Origin of the sequence: Sphingobacterium thermophilum (genome assembly GCF_039541675.1) — a bacterium.
Taxonomy (GTDB): Bacteria; Bacteroidota; Bacteroidia; order Sphingobacteriales; family Sphingobacteriaceae; genus Sphingobacterium; species Sphingobacterium thermophilum.
In genome coordinates this window covers 321959-338728 of the sequence record NZ_BAABGR010000035.1, presented here as the reverse complement: position 1 = coordinate 338728, position 16770 = coordinate 321959, and the positions used below count along the sequence as shown (strand labels likewise).

18 protein-coding genes are annotated in these 16770 nt (G+C 41.5%); 16 read left to right on the top strand and 2 right to left on the bottom strand.

Annotation, left to right across the window (positions count from 1 at the left end; translation table 11 throughout):
* Nucleotides 1–33: 33 nt before the first annotated feature.
* Together ABD873_RS12230 and ABD873_RS12225 are read right to left on the bottom strand one after the other, a co-directional pair.
* Entirely contained in the window at nucleotides 34–1497 is a 1464-nt protein-coding gene (locus tag ABD873_RS12230; RefSeq protein ID WP_345068706.1) for a WG repeat-containing protein, read from the bottom strand.
* 82 nt (nucleotides 1498–1579) lie between these two features.
* On the bottom strand, nucleotides 1580–2431 hold the full coding sequence (locus ABD873_RS12225; RefSeq protein ID WP_345068704.1) for a M23 family metallopeptidase: 852 nt from the start codon (nucleotides 2429–2431) through the stop codon (nucleotides 1580–1582).
* 136 nt (nucleotides 2432–2567) lie between these two features.
* Between ABD873_RS12225 and mutY the strand changes: the two genes are divergently transcribed.
* From mutY to groL, 16 genes are all read left to right on the top strand, one after another.
* Nucleotides 2568–3617: an A/G-specific adenine glycosylase gene (gene mutY, locus ABD873_RS12220; RefSeq protein ID WP_345068702.1), complete on the top strand. Its 1050-nt coding sequence runs from the start codon at nucleotides 2568–2570 to the stop codon at nucleotides 3615–3617.
* A gap of 24 nt (nucleotides 3618–3641) precedes the next feature.
* On the top strand, nucleotides 3642–4133 hold the full coding sequence (locus ABD873_RS12215; protein ID WP_345068700.1) for a single-stranded DNA-binding protein: 492 nt from the start codon (nucleotides 3642–3644) through the stop codon (nucleotides 4131–4133).
* A 68-nt stretch (nucleotides 4134–4201) separates the two neighbouring features.
* Nucleotides 4202–5239 carry a phenylalanine--tRNA ligase subunit alpha gene (pheS, locus tag ABD873_RS12210; RefSeq protein WP_345068698.1) on the top strand — a complete coding sequence of 346 codons (1038 nt, stop codon included), beginning with the start codon at nucleotides 4202–4204 and terminating at the stop codon, nucleotides 5237–5239.
* Nucleotides 5240–5641 (top strand): hypothetical protein, encoded by a 402-nt coding sequence (locus ABD873_RS12205; RefSeq protein WP_345068696.1) that lies wholly within the window; start codon nucleotides 5240–5242, stop codon nucleotides 5639–5641. It begins immediately after the preceding gene.
* A 2-nt stretch (nucleotides 5642–5643) separates the two neighbouring features.
* Entirely contained in the window at nucleotides 5644–6219 is a 576-nt protein-coding gene (locus ABD873_RS12200; RefSeq protein ID WP_345068694.1) for a TetR/AcrR family transcriptional regulator, read from the top strand.
* A gap of 50 nt (nucleotides 6220–6269) precedes the next feature.
* Nucleotides 6270–7679, top strand: coding sequence for a 23S rRNA (uracil(1939)-C(5))-methyltransferase RlmD (rlmD, locus tag ABD873_RS12195; protein WP_345068692.1), 1410 nt, complete (start codon nucleotides 6270–6272; stop codon nucleotides 7677–7679).
* A gap of 1 nt (nucleotide 7680) precedes the next feature.
* The gene (locus tag ABD873_RS12190) at nucleotides 7681–8088 is read left to right on the top strand and encodes a hypothetical protein (RefSeq protein ID WP_345068690.1); all 408 of its coding nucleotides are present in this window, start codon (nucleotides 7681–7683) and stop codon (nucleotides 8086–8088) included.
* Between the two features lie 55 nt (nucleotides 8089–8143).
* The gene (locus ABD873_RS12185) at nucleotides 8144–8902 is read left to right on the top strand and encodes a peptidase associated/transthyretin-like domain-containing protein (RefSeq protein ID WP_345068688.1); all 759 of its coding nucleotides are present in this window, start codon (nucleotides 8144–8146) and stop codon (nucleotides 8900–8902) included.
* A gap of 102 nt (nucleotides 8903–9004) precedes the next feature.
* Nucleotides 9005–9694: a YiaD family glycine zipper/OmpA-like lipoprotein gene (locus tag ABD873_RS12180; RefSeq protein WP_345068686.1), complete on the top strand. Its 690-nt coding sequence runs from the start codon at nucleotides 9005–9007 to the stop codon at nucleotides 9692–9694.
* A gap of 144 nt (nucleotides 9695–9838) precedes the next feature.
* Nucleotides 9839–11272 carry a tRNA (N6-isopentenyl adenosine(37)-C2)-methylthiotransferase MiaB gene (gene miaB, locus ABD873_RS12175; protein WP_039054284.1) on the top strand — a complete coding sequence of 478 codons (1434 nt, stop codon included), beginning with the start codon at nucleotides 9839–9841 and terminating at the stop codon, nucleotides 11270–11272.
* A gap of 21 nt (nucleotides 11273–11293) precedes the next feature.
* Entirely contained in the window at nucleotides 11294–12559 is a 1266-nt protein-coding gene (locus ABD873_RS12170; RefSeq protein WP_345068684.1) for a sigma 54-interacting transcriptional regulator, read from the top strand.
* A 10-nt stretch (nucleotides 12560–12569) separates the two neighbouring features.
* Complete coding sequence (locus ABD873_RS12165; RefSeq protein WP_345068682.1) at nucleotides 12570–13100, top strand: LptE family protein; 531 nt, start codon at nucleotides 12570–12572, stop codon at nucleotides 13098–13100.
* Nucleotides 13101–13109: 9 nt separating this feature from the next.
* Nucleotides 13110–14177: a hypothetical protein gene (locus ABD873_RS12160; RefSeq protein ID WP_345068680.1), complete on the top strand. Its 1068-nt coding sequence runs from the start codon at nucleotides 13110–13112 to the stop codon at nucleotides 14175–14177.
* A 14-nt stretch (nucleotides 14178–14191) separates the two neighbouring features.
* A complete protein-coding gene (gene secG, locus ABD873_RS12155) occupies nucleotides 14192–14542 on the top strand; it encodes a preprotein translocase subunit SecG (protein ID WP_345068678.1) in 351 nt (116 codons plus the stop codon).
* A 218-nt stretch (nucleotides 14543–14760) separates the two neighbouring features.
* Nucleotides 14761–15036, top strand: a complete 276-nt coding sequence (locus tag ABD873_RS12150; protein ID WP_039054190.1) for a co-chaperone GroES — start codon at nucleotides 14761–14763, stop codon at nucleotides 15034–15036.
* A gap of 56 nt (nucleotides 15037–15092) precedes the next feature.
* A complete protein-coding gene (gene groL / locus ABD873_RS12145) occupies nucleotides 15093–16727 on the top strand; it encodes a chaperonin GroEL (RefSeq protein ID WP_345068675.1) in 1635 nt (544 codons plus the stop codon).
* Nucleotides 16728–16770: the final 43 nt, after the last annotated feature.

The following is a 16770-nucleotide window of genomic DNA, read 5'->3' as shown; positions in this document are numbered from 1 at the left end:
GCCTGATAGTATCAGGCCTTTTGCTCTTTATGTTTATTTCTGGACTATTTCTCCTTTGGTGTTTATAAAAACAGAATTTTCCGCCCCTTGTTTATATACTTCTGCAAGTCCCTTTTCGAAAGGAGTTGCATATTCATATTGAAGAGGGATTATCACTTTTCCGTCTGCGTTGATAAATCCATATTTTTCATTTTGGATGACAATAAAGATTTCTTTCTCTTTGGCGTACATGATGTAATCAAAGGATGCTTTCTTATCTCCTTCCAAAGAGTATAGAGAATAGCTGTCATCCTCTTCGCTAACAATAAAGCGGTTTTCGACTATTTCGACGATTGCAGGATATTGAAAAGGAACAACGGTCTTATTTTGTAGGTCTATGACTCCATATTTCCCGTCCTTGGTGGCTATGGCTCTTCCCTCATCACTAAAGAAGTTGATATATTCATATTCGTTTGGAATAAGTATTTTGCCTTGAAGGTTCATAATTCCGGCCTTCTCATCCAATATGAATGCCAATGTTTTATCTTGCGGGTTGTAGGTCAAAGATTCATATTTTGGGGAAATGATGGATTTGCCATTGATGTCTATAAGTCCGTAGTAAGAGTTCTCGTCTATCACTACAGCCATGTCGTCCTCAAAAGTTTGAATGTAGGAAAACTGAGGGGCGAGGACTATTTTTCCTTCACTGTCTTTTATGCCATAAAGGTCTTTTTCTTCATCAAGGAAAGCCGTTCTGTTATCGGCCAAGAAATACTCTTTTTCTTTATCTGCGGTGGGGTCCATAGACAGGAAATCTCTTTCCAAAGGACTTTCTATTTGTGTGTAATGGTCAGGTATATCGAAGAGGTTGGGACTGTTGTCAATGGTTACTTTGTCAGCTGAGATGCCTATTCCCATAGTGGTTATTTCTAACGCTGCTCCAGGGATATTTTTCAGGTAATAGTATTCTCCCCAATATACAGAAGGTAATTTTTCTGTGTACCAGACTTCCAAAGTAATAGGCGTGTTAGGGGCCTCTTCCTCCTCAAAAATCATTTTGGCCAGCTTACAGGTGTAGCCTGCTATTTCTTTAGTTTGGTCAGTGAATTCAAAGGGAAGCTCATTGTCGGAATTTTCGAGTTCTTCCGCCAACGCTAAGGGCACATTTTCAGGTCTTTCGTTTTTATAGTACTGTGTTGAAGCAGGATAAACCAAATATTGAATATTGTTTTTTTTGTCGGTAAGTTCAAATTGATTAGAAGATAGATTACTTTGTGCCTTGACAAACTCTTTATTTCCCCAAACCTCTGCCAACGGTTTGTCATCCTCCTGAAAGACCTGAATCATCATTACTGCGGCAAGCAGCACTTTCTGAGATTCATTAAGATCTTCTTCGCTAAGCTCCATCAACTTAGGATCTACAACAAATCTATATTCTATTTTGTAGGTTGGATTCTGTTGGGCAAAGGAGTTTAATGAAAATAAAATTATGGCAACAAGTGATAAAATATTTTTCATAAAAATTTATTTTATCACAAATATGGCAAAAAGAAATAAATAAAGCTTCTTCTTTTTAAAGATATAAGGTTGATGTTATATGTCAGAAGCTTAGATATTTTTCTGGATTGATTTTTTTGTTGTTTTTTAGGATTTCGTAGTGAAGGTGTGGGCCAGTACTACGTCCTGTATTTCCTAATAAACCAATAGGAGTTCCGGCTTCTACTTTTTGATTTTTCTTTACCAACGGGCGGATGAGATGCGCATAGCGGGTTTCATATCCGTTTTTATGTTTGACTTTAACCACATAACCATAGTCACCTTCATAGCCTGCAAAAGTAACTTTTCCGTCTGCTGTTACACATACGGGTTCTCCGATTTTGCCTTTAAAGTCTATGCCGGAATGCATTTCTCTTCCTCTATTGGTAAAAGGATTGCGGCGGTAGCCAAATCTAGAAGTTATGACACCTTGGTGTGGTCTTCCTAGCGGTGTGGTGGCCAATTTTTTTTCTACCTCCAGCACTAAGTTGGTGTAATATTCACTAAGAAGAGATATATCCCCATTGTCTTCTTCTACTGGTCCACCACTGTTAGCAAGGGGTAAGGTTTTAAGTCCTCGTTTCTGCATCTTTTTATTTATGATGGATATAGTAGAGTCTATTTTGTTAAGCGTTTTTTTGACGTCAGAAATTTCTTTTTCATTTTCTAGCTGAGTGGTACTTATACTTTTGCTTTTTTCATACAGCTGTTGAAATACCTCTGCGTACTTTTTGTCAAGTTCTCGAGCTTTTTTTTGTGCGGAAAGATGAGCTATGATGCCTACGGTGAGGATGATAGCAGCTATTGAAGATAGTAAGATTGTTTTCCAATATTTGATGACGACGGTAGGTATTTCTAAACATTTATTTTTATTACCTTCTATACTGATTTGTACAGATGATTTTTTTTTAAACATAACCTTGTTTGTTTTATAGTAAATTTTTTATAGGCGAAAGCAAAAGTACAAAATTATTCCTCTAATATTCAACTTGTTGTTGTTGAGAATCAATGTGTTGGTGTTAAATTGTGTTAAAAATATGTGATATTTGCGTATGTCTTTTGCACAAAAGTTGTTGTCTTGGTATGCAGAAAATGGGCGTGATTTGCCTTGGAGAAACACAAAAGATCCTTATATCATCTGGCTTTCGGAAATTATCCTTCAGCAGACTAGGGTGGAACAGGGAATGCCGTATTTTTATCGATTTGTGGAAGCTTTTCCTACCGTAGAGGCTTTTTCTAGAGCCGAAGAGGAAGAGGTTTTGCGATTATGGCAGGGGTTAGGATACTATTCGAGGGCACGTAATATGCATAAGGCCGCAAAGATGGTAATGGAGTTATATGGAGGGGAGTTTCCTGCGGCTTATGATAAGGTAATTAAGCTATCCGGTGTGGGAGAATATACGGCTTCTGCTATAGCTTCCTTTTCTGCGGGCGAGAAAAGAGCTGTATTGGACGGCAATGTTTTTCGTGTTTTGAGTAGATATCTAGCTATTGATGTGCCGATAAATACTACTCATGGTAAGAAAGTCTTTTCAGAAGTTGCTGAGGAGATGATGTCTGCTGAGCAGCCCGGTTTATATAATCAGGCTATAATGGATTTTGGGGCTACGGTATGTAAGCCTAGAGGTCCGTTGTGCTCCTCCTGCATCTTTCGTTATGAGTGTGCTGCTCTGCAGCAGGGCGTGGTGAGTGAGCTGCCCAAGAAGATTAAGGGCAAAGCTAGCAGAAACCGCTATTTCAACTATTTTATCATAGAGAATGAAAATGGCATCCTCATGTCCCAGCGTCCTGAAGGAGATGTGTGGGCTAATCTCTTTGAGTTTCCGCTGATAGAGACCGAGCAGCTATTGACACAGGAAGAGCTGGTGGAAACCGATGCGTTTAAACAACATTTTGGCCCTTCAGAAGTGCATCAAATCGGAAAAACTGTCAAACATGTCTTGAGTCATCAGAATATTTTTGCTAACTTTTATAGGATAATAAAACCAGTTGATTTAGAGCAAAAAAAAGCGAATTGGTGTTATTATAATTCGGAAAATTTAGATAAATTAGCTAAGCATAAACTTATTTTCACGTTTATCGATAAGTATATGTTAAACTAATCAATTAATAAACTCTAAATTATTATGTCGAGCGTTAACAAAGTTATTCTAGTAGGACACTTGGGCAAAGATCCTGAATTGCGCTATCTTGAAGGAAATGTGAGTGTAGCAAGCTTTCCGTTGGCAACGTCGGAAACTTTTAACAAAGATGGCAAAAAAGTGGAGCAGACCGAATGGCACAATATCGTAATGTGGAGAGGACTGGCTGATGTTGCTGCCAAATATCTTTCTAAAGGAAGATTAGTATATATCGAAGGTAAATTACGAACACGCTCTTATGAAGATAAAGAGGGTATAAGAAGATATACTACGGAGGTTGTGGCTGAAAGCTTCAATATTCTTGGCAGACGTTCGGACTTTGAGGGGCCTAACACGCAGCAGGGAGGCTCCAACGCGGGGGCGGCACAAAGTGCAACAACTCCATCGAATACAAATACTACTAATGAAGGACAGCAGATTTCCGAGCAGTCGGTTGATTTTACAGAAAATGAGGGAGATGACGGTCTTCCATTTTAAGCTGTGCTAGCAAATTTTTTGAATAACCTTTCTCCAAAAGTTTATTTTTTGCCGTATCTTTGACTATTATGTTGCAAGATAAGATAGCGCAGTATACGAAAGAGGTTGAACAGTTTACACCGGCATCTGCTGCTGATGTAGAAAGTTTCCGATTGAAATTTTTAGTTTCAAAAGGTATTATCAAAGAATTGTTTGAAGAGTTCAAGACTGTTTCGCCTGAAGAGAAGAGGACTTTAGGTAAAGTTTTGAATGAGCTGAAACAGTTGGCTGAAGCGAAATTTCAGGAGGCTCAATCTCAATTTGCTCATACTGCAAAAGTTCATAAAAGAGAGGAAGAAGATTTAACACTTCCTGGAGAAGGATTTCAACTTGGGTCTCGTCACCCGCTGTCGTTGGTGCGTAAAGAGATTGTAGAGATATTTAAAAAATTGGGCTTCGTGGTTGCTGAAGGTCCAGAAATCGAAGATGACTGGCACAACTTCTCGGCTTTGAACTTCCCACCGGAACACCCTGCCCGTGATATGCAGGACACCTTCTTCATTAAGAAGCAGGAAGGCAACGACATTGCTTTACGTACGCATACTTCATCGGTTCAGGTGCGTCTAATGGAGGCAGGAAAGCCGCCATTCAGAGCTATCATGCCGGGACGTGTATACCGCAATGAGGCTATCTCAGCACGTGCTCACTGTTTCTTCCATCAGGTAGAAGGACTTTATGTAGATGAGAACGTTTCTTTTGCTGACCTGAAGCAGACCTTGTTCCACTTTGTGCAAGAGCTTTTTGGTGAGGGCACAAAAGTGCGTTTCCGTCCTTCGTATTTCCCTTTCACAGAACCATCGGCAGAGATGGACATCTCTTGTACAATCTGTAAAGGCGATGGATGTAACCTATGTAAAGGGTCCGGATGGGTAGAAATTTTGGGATGCGGTATGGTAGATCCTAACGTATTGGAAAACTGTGGTATAGACAGCAAGAAATATTCGGGGTTTGCCTTTGGTATGGGTATTGAACGTATTACCAACCTTAAATACGAAATTAAAGATTTACGTCTTTTCTCGGAGAATGACGTACGTTTCTTATCCCAATTTGAGACAGAGATTATTTAGATGATTCCTATAAAGCAGATTGCATCCCTGATTTTTGTGATATTGTTTATCAGTTGTAAAAAATCGGGATGCAATTTTGTTTCTAACATAATTGTAAACAAAACATTAACACTTGAAAAGAGCCTGATAGTATCCAAAGCACAGGGATGGGTGTATGAGGAAGGAGGTCGTTGCGGCCTTATCTTGTACAATAATGGGGATAGGGTACTGGCATTTGATCGCTGTGCTTCAGAAGATTCTTATTTGAACAATAAATTGGAAGTAGAGGGGATGGAAGCTGTGGATCCCTTGTCAGGAGCGCGATGGTTGTTATATGATGGTTCTCCTACTTATCTTGCCGAATGCCCCTTATATCAGTATCGGGTGATGAAGAGCGGGAATCTATATGTGATTAGCAATTGAATATGAGCCCGGAAGACGTTGTATTATCAATCAAAAGAGCTGCCAGAGAGTTGTTCCGCAAGTACGGATACAATAAGACCAACATGAACCAGCTGGCCAGGCAGGCACATATTTCCAAAGCTACTGTTTATAAATTTTTTCCATCCAAAGAGCTTATCCTCCATGAAGTGCTGATGGACTACATCCGCGAAAATGTGGAAGATATCCTGTCATTACGTGTGCAGGGAGAAGATCTTGCTTCATTTCTGATGTCCACCATTCTCAAAGTCAGCCGCGTTACTTATACCGTATGTAATGAATTTGTGGGATGGGAATTCATCCGTGAATCTACCAATGCCCAGGAGTATCTCAAAACGTTGTCCGACGACCTCGAGTTTCTACTTTTGAGTTCATTCATCAAGAATGAGATTATAGCCTCCACAGTGCCGGAGGAGAAACTTACCTTTCTCATCAAATCCAGCAAAAACATAGTGTTTTCCTTTGCCTTCACAGCTGTTACGGAGGCTGATGTACGCAAAAATTTCATTTCTTTCCAGAAAGAAATACTACCTTATCTTGTGGAAGCTACTTTAGCATAGATGGTGTCCTAATTCCTTAATTGCGATTAAAAAGTGTATTTTTGTACCCTATGGGCAGAAGAATACCGCAAGACAAAAAATTCCTTCAAAATATTGAAATAATTGATATTGCTGAAGAGGGCAAAGGTGTTGGTAGACACGACGAATTGGTACTTTTCATTGAAAAAGCTATCCCGGGCGATGTGGTTGAAGTAGAGCTCCAGCGTAAGAAGAAGAACTTTGCTGAAGGTAGGGTTACTTCTATCGTAAAGGAGTCTCCTTATCGTATTGAGCCTTTCTGTCCGCATTTTGGGGTGTGTGGGGGATGCAAGTGGCAGCACATGAGCTATGAGGCCCAATTAAAGTTCAAACAGCAATATGTGGATAATGTGTTGAGTCGCATAGGTAAGGTAGACACATCGTCTATGGAGGATATCCTAGGCTCGGAGCAGACTACCTATTACCGCAATAAGTTGGAGTTTACTTTTTCCAACAAGAGATGGCTTACCAGTCAGGATGAGGTTGTGACACCGGAAACCTTGAACGCTTTAGGTTTCCATGTGCCGGGGCGCTTCGACAAGATATTGGATATCAAGCACTGTTACCTTCAGCAAGATCCTTCCAACGACTTACGAAACAGCATCAAGGAGTTTGCTGTCGCCAACGGCATCAGCTTCTATGACCTTCGTCAGCATGAAGGGGCATTGCGTAATCTGATTATACGCACATCCTCAACGGGTGAAATTATGGTTATTGTGGTGTTTGCCTATCCGGAAGAGGGGCAGATTGAGCAACTTATGGATTTTGTGGCTCAAAAGTTTCCTGCCATCACCTCTTTGCTCTATATCGTCAACCAGAAACGGAACGACACCATCTTTGACCAAGAAATATATGTGTATAAGGGAAGAGATTATATCTTCGAGGAGATGGAAGGACTTAAATTTAAGGTTGGACCTAAGTCCTTTTATCAGACTAATTCGAAGCAGGCTTACGAGCTTTATAAAATAGCGCGAGAGTTTGCAGACCTTAAGGGTGATGAGCTGGTGTACGACCTCTATACCGGTGCGGGCACTATCGCCAACTTTGTAGCTAAATATGCTAAAGAGGTCGTGGGAGTAGAATATGTTCCTTCGGCGATAGAAGACGCCAAGATTAATTCTGAGATTAACGGGATTACCAACACGAAATTTTATGCCGGAGATATGAAAGACGTGCTTACAGCTGAGTTTGTGGCAGAGCACGGTAAGCCGGATGTAGTGATTACCGACCCTCCAAGGGCAGGGATGCATGCTGATGTGGTAAAGCGTATCTTGGAAATGGAGGCGCCAAAAGTGGTATATGTAAGCTGTAATGCCGCCACACAAGCCCGCGATCTAGAAATGCTTTCGGCCAAGTATGAGGTGGCGCGCATCAAGCCGGTGGATATGTTCCCTCAGACGCAACATGTCGAAAATGTGGTACTATTAAAATTAAAAAAGTAAGATGGATCTTTCGGAATTATTGAACCTTAGTGGAAATGTGTCCGGCTCGGACGGACAGCCTGCCAGTAAGTCAAGTCCTTTGCAAAGCCTTAAAGTGGATTTGGATTTCTACAGTGACTCCATCAAAGAGATGGCTGATGAGATGATTGCAGAAAAATATACGGACAAGCCCATTTTTATCGCTACGCAGCATGAGGTTACCATAGGTGAGCTGATGCTGGATAAAAAAGAGCTTAGCACCAATTGGTCTATCTATGCTTCTTCCGTGGAGGAATTCTTAGAAAGAGGTATTATCCAAGAGTCCAAAAAATCCGTCTTCGAGAAAAGTTATAAAGATCCAAAGCGATACATGTGTGTGTTTGTCGTGGTGCCTGAAGGAGCAAATTATGTGTTCTATCCTTATAGGTAAACTTTAAAACTTTTTAACAAAACTTAGTCCAATAAATTGATTACTTTAGATGTCAATGAAAAGGATTTTAGCATACATATTCGTGGCATTGGCGCTGCTTCTGTTCGTCCAACAGGTGGAAGCGCAGGTGTCGGAATTGCCTAAAGTATCGGGACTGGTTTTGGAGAAAGGTACAGGCAAACGAATATCAGACGTTAACGTTGTAAACACAAGAACCAAGCGTGTAGTATTTACTAACGCTTTTGGTGTTTTTTATATAGAAGCTGCTGTAGGAGATACGCTGTCTATCACCAAAGTAGGATATGGACCGTTGAAGACAGTCATCTATTCAAACGATGATATCCTTTTAGAGATGCAGCCGGGCATCATGTTGGAGGAGGTTGTCATAGCCCGTCGCTCCAAACGCCAGGATATGGAAGATATCTTACGCGATTATTCTAAAAAGGGAATTTATAATGGAGGCAAAAATACGCTAGGAACCTACCTCAATAGTCCTGCCACTGCCCTGTACAACCTTTTCGGTAAAGATGCTAAGAATATGAAACGCTTCGAAAAATTTATGAGCAGGGAATTGGACGCCATGGCTGTAGACCGGATTTTCAATAAAGAAGCGGTCACAAAAGTTACGGGCCTGCAAGGGGAGGAACTAGAACATTTTATGGAGTTGTATCGTCCTACGTATGATCAGGTAAGTAAATGGGGGCAGTACGATTTACTCGAATACATCAACAAATCCTTCAAGGCTTGGGACGCCAATGGCAGACCGGCACCAGAGAAGCTGCCTAAATTAGAGATTCCGCCACAAAACAATTAATATTCTTGTTTGTTGAAATAAATACATTAGAATATTGGCACTACCTTTGTTTCAAAATTCTATGAAAAACGTTTAGTAGGAAATTTGATAAACATTATAAGTATGAAAGTGAATAGAAAATTAGCAGTATATGGTCTGTCATTGGCTACATCTGCAATGTTGTTGGCAAGCTGTGAAACTATACAAAATACTAGTAACACAACTAAGGGAGCGGTAATCGGTACTACTGCTGGTGCAGGTATCGGTGCTTTGATAGGTAGTAAGGCAGGTAACACTGCTATCGGTGCTATTGCTGGGGCTGCTATCGGTGGAGCTGCAGGTACGTTAATTGGTAAACGTATGGACAAGCAGGCCAAAGAAATCGAAAATACCGTTGCAGGTGCAGAGGTTGAGCAAGTAGGGGAAGGAATTTTGGTGAAATTTGACTCAGGAATCTTGTTCGACTTTAACAGCACAGCTTTGAAAAGCAATGCCAAATCCAATATTGCTAAGCTTGTTGAGACATTAAACAAAGAACCTGACACAGAAATTTTGGTATTAGGTCATACGGATAATGTAGGTACTCTGGCTGCCAACCAAAAGGTTTCAGAGGGTAGAGCAAAAGCAGTAAGAGATTATGCTGTAGCACAAGGATTGGCAAGCAGCCGTATCAGAACTGAAGGTAAAAACTATTCGGAGCCTATCGCTTCTAACGATACTGAAGAAGGACGTGCATTAAACCGTCGTGTGGAAATCGTTATCGTTGCCAGCAAAAAAATGCAAGAAGAAGCTAAACGCATGGCAAATCAATAAGATTAGTATAAAGACTTGGTTTAAGAGGGCGTCGGCAATTTCCGGCGCCTTTCTTTTTATAAATGTTAAAATATCGTAAGCTCTGACATTCTGTCACAGATTTTAATATTTTATTTATAAATTTGTAGTCTTTTATATTAAGCTATGTTAGATTTATTACATACTACTAAGACACACGATGAGTCTCGTCAGGGAGAGGCTGTGGAGCTAGCGCCTACAGGCAAGTCTGACGGTAGAAAACTATATATCGAAAGCTACGGTTGTCAGATGAACTTCTCTGATAGCGAAATCGTAGCTTCTATATTGATCGATCAGGGGTTTGAAACGACGAAAGACTATAAAGAGGCCGATGTAGTATTCATCAATACGTGTTCTATTCGTGAGAATGCCGAGCAGCGTGTTCGTAACCGCTTGAAAGAGTTTGAGGCGGCAAAAAATAGAAAGCCAGGCATGATCGTCGGCGTATTGGGCTGTATGGCAGAACGCCTTAAATCCAAGTTCTTAGAAGAAGAAAAGTTAGTAGATATTGTGGTAGGTCCGGATGCCTACAGAGATCTTCCAAACCTTATCAATAAGGTGGAAGAAGGGCATAAGGCCGTTAATGTGTTGTTGTCTAGAGAAGAGACCTATGCGGATATCAGTCCGGTACGTCTGAACTCAAACGGTGTTACGGCTTTTATCTCTATTATGAGAGGTTGTGACAATATGTGTTCGTTTTGTGTCGTTCCTTTTACGCGGGGTCGTGAACGCAGCAGGGATGCCGCGTCCATCGTGAAGGAAGCGCAGGATCTGTTTAACGCGGGCTATCGTGAGGTGACCCTATTGGGGCAAAACGTGGACTCATACAAGTACACGCCAAAAGTAGAGGAAGGTCAGGAGCCTCAGCCTACAATAAATTTCGCTAAGCTGTTGGAAATGGTAGCGCAGGTAAGTCCTGATTTGCGTGTTCGCTTCTCTACCTCACATCCTAAAGATATTACGGATGAGGTGTTGTATACCATGGCAAAATATGAGAATATATGTAAATATATACACTTGCCGGTTCAGTCTGGTAACTCGCGCATTTTGAAGTTGATGAACCGTACCTACGACAGAGAGTGGTATATGGAACGTGTGGATGCTATCCGCCGTATCATTCCGGAGTGTGCGATTTCTACGGATATTATCACCGGCTTCTGTACAGAAACGGAAGAAGAACATGCTGACACTTTATCCATGATGGATTATGTGAAGTATGACTTCGCTTACATGTTTGCTTATTCAGAACGTCCGGGAACATTGGCTGCAAAACGCTATGAGGATGATATTCCTGAAGAAGTTAAAAAGCGTCGTCTTACAGAGGTGGTAAACAAACAGCTTGAACATAGTTTGGAACGTATCCAACAGTATGTGGGTAAAGTTCAGAAAGTTTTGATAGAAGGTTATTCAAAACGTTCGGACAGCGACTACTGCGGCCGTAATGACCAAAATACTATGGTGGTTTTCCCGGTAGATCCGCGTTTCAAAGTAGGAGATTACGTAAATGTGCTTGGTGAAAGCTGTACGTCAGCTACTTTGATTGGAAGGATTGTTGACTAACGTTAAACTGGGGAGGTAACAGTGGACATTCAAGACATCAAAAATAGATTTGGTATTATTGGTAACTCACCGTTACTAAATCGTGCTATAGACATTGCGCGTCAGGTGGCACCAACAGATATTTCTGTGCTTATCCAAGGGGAGAGCGGTTCCGGTAAGGAAGTTTTTTCCCAGATTATACATCACCTGAGTGCGCGTAAGCATGGACCTTTCATCGCTGTAAACTGCGGTGCTATTCCTGAAGGAACCATCGATTCGGAGCTTTTCGGACACGAAAAGGGGGCGTTCACGGGAGCTCATGAGTCGCGCAAAGGATACTTTGAAGTGGTGGACGGCGGTACAATCTTTTTGGATGAGGTGGGAGAGATGCCGTTGAGTACGCAAGCCCGTCTGCTACGTATCTTAGAGACAGGAGAATATATACGTGTAGGATCTTCGAAAGTGCAGAAGACCAACGTACGCGTGGTGGCGGCGACCAACGTGGATGTCTATGAGGCTGTACAGCGTGGAAAGTTCCGTGAAGACCTTTACTATCGTTTGAATACTGTTCCTTTACGTATCCCTCCATTGCGGGAACGAAAAGAAGATATCTATCTGCTGTTCCGTAAGTTTGTCGTGGACTTTTCGGACAAATATCGCACACCTGGGGTGCAGCTCACTCCGGATGCGCAGGAGCTGCTGATTAACTACTCATGGCCGGGCAACGTAAGACAGCTGAAAAATGTTGCCGAGCAGATTGCTATCCTAGAGAAAGAAAGAACTATTGATGCAGCTATATTAAGCCGTTATATTCCGGCAGAGCAACCCACTTCGACATTACCTATGTTTGTCAAGGAGCAATCTAAGGAGGATTTCTCCGAGCGGGATATCCTTTATAAGGTTCTTTTTGACATGAAAAAGGATATGGTGGAACTTAAGAAGCTAGTCGTAGAGCTTATCCAAAATGGCGTCAATGCGGCATCATTTGATCATAATGCCAAGTATATCAATCAGCTATATAACGAGGTGAATCCTTCCAATCAGCTTTATTCGCGTGAAGGCAGTGGCGTGACGCCTACCATTATCCATAATCCTGCTGTGAATTCTACTACGCCATCCAACTACGTTTCTCTGGATACATTGGACGCGGAAGAGGTAGAAGAGTCGCTATCGTTGGTGGAGAAGGAATCCGATCTTATTAAGAAAGCGTTGAAGAAGCACAAAGGGAAGCGGAAAGCCGCCGCACAGGAGTTGGGAATTTCCGAAAGAACTTTATATAGAAAAATAAAAGACTTAAATTTAGATTAGACTATAGTTTATGACACGAAAAGGCAACAACGTACGTTTCGCTTTCTTTTTTGTCCTGCTCTTGAGCGTAGTGGCAAGCTGTGGCGTAAAGTATAGTTTTTCCGGGGGTTCTATCCCTAAAGATATGAAGACCTATTCGGTCTTATATTTCGAAAATCTGGCACCTATGGTATACCCTACGTTGAGTCAGAATTTTACCGAAGCGTTGAAGGAGCGTATCCGTACACAATCCTCCTTAAGCCAGGTGAACAACGACGGGGACGCCATCTTTGAAGGGGTAATTACCAATTATACAATCACCCCGGCATCCATAGGAGCTGGAAACAACGATAGAGCACAAAATAGTAGACTGAGCATTACTGTTAAGGTAAAATATACCAATAAGCTGGACCCTACAGGGGAGAGCAACTTTGAAGAGAGTTTTACGCAGTTTAAAGAATTTCCGGGCTCGGACGTGACGGCCTATGAGGCACAGCTGAATCAGGAAATTATTAAAATGCTTACGGAGGATATTTTTAACAGAGCATTCGCTAACTGGTAATCCGTTGATATGATGACAAGCTTAAACAACTCTTATCCTTCTATGTATAAGCAGGCCCTGCAAGACCCTACAAGTCTTTCCGAAGAAGATATTTTAGCTCTACTGATAAAATATCCTTATTCGCAGCCGCTGATTTTTGCTTACGAGCGTCGCAAGAAGCTTGTACAGGAAGAGTCTCATAACAAGAATCTGGCCTTGCTTTACGCTAATGATGAGGGGTGGTTATGGAATTATGTGCACAAGCCTGTAATGAAGGAGGAACAAGCTGTTGTGGTGGAAGAGAAGACGGAGTCTACCGTAGAGGAAGAGACAGTGGTAGAAGATATTGTCCTCTCAGAAGAAGAACCGGTAATTGAGGTGCCGACGCAGGAAGAGGAAGAGAATGCCGACCTGCAAGAGTTGGAGAAGTTAGTGCAGGGAGGACGTGTCGTCAGCGATTATTTTGTTTTTGAAGAATTAGAAAACAAGAGTGAGGAAGAGAAAGAGAGTAATCCGGAACCTAAACAGGAGCTGACCTTTCTTACCGATAAGATTGAAAAGGATAATATTACCCTTTACAACGACGAGCTGATGCCTTATAGCTTCCGTTGGTGGTTGCACAAAACCCGTTTGGAGCACGCTGATACCTATCAGCCATATGCTGTAGGAAACCTGCCTTTTCCGTTCCAGTCGAAAGGACCAGTAGATTTTGGGGTAATTGAAGAGGCTATACTGGATCAGCAAATCAAAGAAAATATCATCAATCTGCAGGATCCGGAAGAGAAGCTTAGCAAAGAAGTCAAAAATAAGCCGGTGCTTCCTACACCGCCGAAAAAGAGCGCCGAGATTATAGAGAAATTTATACAGAAAGATCCTATCATCCAGCCTCCATCACCGGAAAATATCAATAATGAAAATATGGCGCGTCAGAGCGCGGAAGACAATTATACTCTTGTGACAGAGACGTTAGCCAAGATATATGCAGATCAAGGATTGTATCTGAAAGCCATTGAAGTCTTCAAAAAATTAATTTTGAAATATCCAGAAAAAAAATCGTATTTTGCGGGCCAAATCGAAGAATTAGAAAAGAATTTATAAAGTATAAAAAAGAAATGACTACACTATTTATTGTCTTGATTATCATCGTTTGTATTCTACTAGCGTTATTTGTGTTGGTTCAAAACCCAAAAGGGGGCGGCCTTTCATCCGGTTTTTCGGGCGGAAGCAGCTTGATGGGGGTTCAACGTACAAGCGATTTCTTGGAAAAAGGTACTTGGACTTTGATAATTTTATTAATCGTATTCAGCTTAGGAATAAATATCTTAGGTCCTTCGAGCGGCTCTTCATCCAGCCTGTCGGATCAAATTGAAGCTCCGGCAGCAGGTCCAAAGCTTAACTTGAATACAGCTCCTGCACAGGAAGCACCACAAGCGACTACTCCTGCAGCAGATTCAACGAAATAAGATAAGGAAAGAAATAAAAAGCCTCACGTCAGTGAGGCTTTTTTGTTAGGTGTACTGTCAGGGTGACACTGTGTCAGTTTGTTTGGTGGCTCCTAATAAGGATAAATATGAAAAATTGACAAGAAAAGTTGCCAAAATACGTTTGGCATAGTTGATGATAGGTTAAGGGTGATTTGATTGTTAAACGTTAAAAAAGTAAAACAAAACTATATAATACTATGGCATTAAATATCAAACCTATCGGAGACAGAGTAGTAGTGGAGCCTGCTCCAGCAGAAGAAAAAACAGCTTCTGGTTTGTACATTCCTGATACTGCAAAAGAAAAACCATCACAAGGTACTGTTGTGGCAGTAGGAACTGGTAAACCTGATGAACCTCTTACTGTTAAAGTAGGTGATAAAGTACTTTATGGTAAGTATGCTGGTACAGAAATCACTTACGAAGGTAAGCAATATTTGATTATGCGTGAATCAGACATTTACGCTATTATCTAATCAACATTCAAAGGAAGAGTTAGGTTTATTAACAAGTTCTAAATTTAAAAGTAAACATGGCAAAACAAGTAAAATATAATGTTGAAGCGCGTGAGGCCCTAAAGAAAGGTGTTGACACGTTAGCTAACGCGGTAAAAGTAACCTTAGGTCCTAAAGGACGTAACGTAATTATCGAGAAAAAATTCGGTGCTCCAGTTATAACCAAAGACGGTGTTTCTGTAGCTAAAGAAATCGAATTGAAAGACGCCCTAGAAAATATGGGTGCACAGATGGTGAAGGAAGTAGCATCTAAAACTGCTGACCAAGCGGGTGACGGTACTACAACAGCTACTGTCTTAGCGCAAGCCATCATCACTCCAGGTATCAAATCGGTAGCAGCAGGTGCTAATCCTATGGACCTAAAACGCGGTATCGACAAAGCTGTAGCTGCGGTAGTAGCTAACTTGAAAGCTCAGTCACAAGCGGTAGGTCAAGATAACAATAAAATCAAACAAGTAGCAACAATCTCTGCCAACAACGACGAAGTAATAGGTTCGTTGATTGCTGAGGCTATGCAAAAAGTTGGTAACGACGGTGTAATCACTGTTGAAGAAGCTAAAGGTACTGAAACAGAAGTTAAAACTGTGGAAGGTATGCAATTCGACCGTGGTTACTTGTCACCATACTTCGTAACCAACTCAGACAAAATGGAAGCGGAATTGGACAACCCTTACATTTTGATCTACGACAAGAAAATCAGCAACATGAAAGAGTTGTTGCCTATCTTGGAAAAACAAGTGCAAACAGGTAAACCTCTTTTAATCATTGCTGAGGACTTAGACGGTGAAGCTTTAGCTACTTTAGTAGTGAACAAAATCCGTGGTTCATTGAAAGTGGCTGCTGTTAAAGCTCCTGGTTTCGGAGACCGTCGTAAAGCGATGTTAGAAGATATCGCTATCTTGACTGGTGGTACTGTAATCTCTGAAGAGAGAGGTTTCAAACTAGAAAATGCAGAGCTTTCTTACCTAGGTCAAGCTGAAAAAGTTGTTGTAGACAAAGACAACACTACTATCATCAACGGATTAGGTAAAGCTGAAGATATCAAAGCTCGTGTAGCTCAAATCCGTTCACAAATCGAAACTACTACTTCAGACTACGACCGCGAAAAACTACAAGAGCGTTTGGCGAAATTGTCTGGCGGTGTAGCGGTACTTTACGTAGGTGCTACTACTGAAGTAGAGATGAAAGAGAAAAAAGACCGCGTAGACGACGCATTACATGCTACTCGTGCTGCTGTTGAAGAAGGTATCGTAGCAGGTGGTGGTGTAGCCTTTATCCGTGCTACTGAAGCGTTGAAAGACCTTAAAGGTGTTAACGAAGACGAGCAAATCGGTATCGACATCATCAAACGTGCTATCGAAGAGCCTCTTCGTCAGATCTGTGCTAACGCAGGTATCGAAGGTGCGGTAATCGTTCAGAAAGTTAAAGAAGGTAAAGATGACTTCGGTTACAACGCTCGTGTTGACAAGTTCGAAAACTTAATCAGTGCCGGTGTAATCGATCCTACTAAAGTTTCTCGTGTAGCGTTGGAAAATGCTGCTTCAGTAGCTTCAATGTTGTTGACTACGGAGTGTGTATTGGCTGACGAACCAGAAGAAAATACTGGTGCTGCAAACCCAGGCATGGGTGGTGGCATGGGCGGCATGATGTAATAGCGTCCATAGATAAACATAGAAAGGCTTCAATTCAAAATTG

Bases quoted from the DNA above. Each gene is read 5' to 3' on its own strand.
- ABD873_RS12230 (WP_345068706.1), bottom strand. From the start codon at position 1,497: ATGAAAAATATTTTATCACTTGTTGCCATAATTTTATTTTCATTAAAC.
- ABD873_RS12225 (WP_345068704.1), bottom strand. From the start codon at position 2,431: ATGTTTAAAAAAAAATCATCTGTACAAATCAGTATAGAAGGTAATAAA.
- mutY (WP_345068702.1), top strand. From the start codon at position 2,568: ATGTCTTTTGCACAAAAGTTGTTGTCTTGGTATGCAGAAAATGGGCGT.
- ABD873_RS12215 (WP_345068700.1), top strand. From the start codon at position 3,642: ATGTCGAGCGTTAACAAAGTTATTCTAGTAGGACACTTGGGCAAAGAT.
- pheS (WP_345068698.1), top strand. From the start codon at position 4,202: ATGTTGCAAGATAAGATAGCGCAGTATACGAAAGAGGTTGAACAGTTT.
- ABD873_RS12205 (WP_345068696.1), top strand. From the start codon at position 5,240: ATGATTCCTATAAAGCAGATTGCATCCCTGATTTTTGTGATATTGTTT.
- ABD873_RS12200 (WP_345068694.1), top strand. From the start codon at position 5,644: ATGAGCCCGGAAGACGTTGTATTATCAATCAAAAGAGCTGCCAGAGAG.
- rlmD (WP_345068692.1), top strand. From the start codon at position 6,270: ATGGGCAGAAGAATACCGCAAGACAAAAAATTCCTTCAAAATATTGAA.
- ABD873_RS12190 (WP_345068690.1), top strand. From the start codon at position 7,681: ATGGATCTTTCGGAATTATTGAACCTTAGTGGAAATGTGTCCGGCTCG.
- ABD873_RS12185 (WP_345068688.1), top strand. From the start codon at position 8,144: ATGAAAAGGATTTTAGCATACATATTCGTGGCATTGGCGCTGCTTCTG.
- ABD873_RS12180 (WP_345068686.1), top strand. From the start codon at position 9,005: ATGAAAGTGAATAGAAAATTAGCAGTATATGGTCTGTCATTGGCTACA.
- miaB (WP_039054284.1), top strand. From the start codon at position 9,839: ATGTTAGATTTATTACATACTACTAAGACACACGATGAGTCTCGTCAG.
- ABD873_RS12165 (WP_345068682.1), top strand. From the start codon at position 12,570: ATGACACGAAAAGGCAACAACGTACGTTTCGCTTTCTTTTTTGTCCTG.
- ABD873_RS12160 (WP_345068680.1), top strand. From the start codon at position 13,110: ATGATGACAAGCTTAAACAACTCTTATCCTTCTATGTATAAGCAGGCC.
- secG (WP_345068678.1), top strand. From the start codon at position 14,192: ATGACTACACTATTTATTGTCTTGATTATCATCGTTTGTATTCTACTA.
- ABD873_RS12150 (WP_039054190.1), top strand. From the start codon at position 14,761: ATGGCATTAAATATCAAACCTATCGGAGACAGAGTAGTAGTGGAGCCT.
- groL (WP_345068675.1), top strand. From the start codon at position 15,093: ATGGCAAAACAAGTAAAATATAATGTTGAAGCGCGTGAGGCCCTAAAG.